The organism is Nioella sediminis (genome assembly GCF_001879695.1).
In the GTDB taxonomy this organism is placed as follows: domain Bacteria; phylum Pseudomonadota; class Alphaproteobacteria; order Rhodobacterales; family Rhodobacteraceae; genus Nioella; species Nioella sediminis.
The window spans coordinates 1-283 of the sequence record NZ_MNBL01000066.1 but is presented as its reverse complement, the minus strand read 5'-3'; the positions used below and the strand labels follow the sequence as shown (position 1 = coordinate 283).

At 58.7% G+C, this 283-nt stretch carries 1 protein-coding gene; it reads right to left on the bottom strand.

Annotated elements, in window-relative coordinates:
* On the bottom strand, window positions 1-283 hold a 283-nt coding region (locus BKY26_RS09235), incomplete at both ends, for a Hint domain-containing protein (RefSeq protein WP_193600181.1).

Sequence of the window (283 nt, the reverse complement as noted above, 5' to 3'; positions counted from 1 at the left end):
GCCATAGAGCGCGTCGAATTCGCTGTAATTGTCGAACACCCGACGGGAGACATTGTCGATAAACGTCTCCGCAGGTGCACCATTGGCGAGGATGATCTCGTGTTCTTCGGTTTCAATGTGATAGACCGTGTAGGTCTCGCCCATCTCGGACAGGGGAACGCGGGTGATCGTGGTGTCGTTCACCAAGGCCCCGGCGTGGCAGACGACTCCGTCGACCAGCATCCCGTGGTCAGCGGTCACCATCAGGTCTGTATGCGGCAGTCCGTTGCCAAGCGATCCAGTG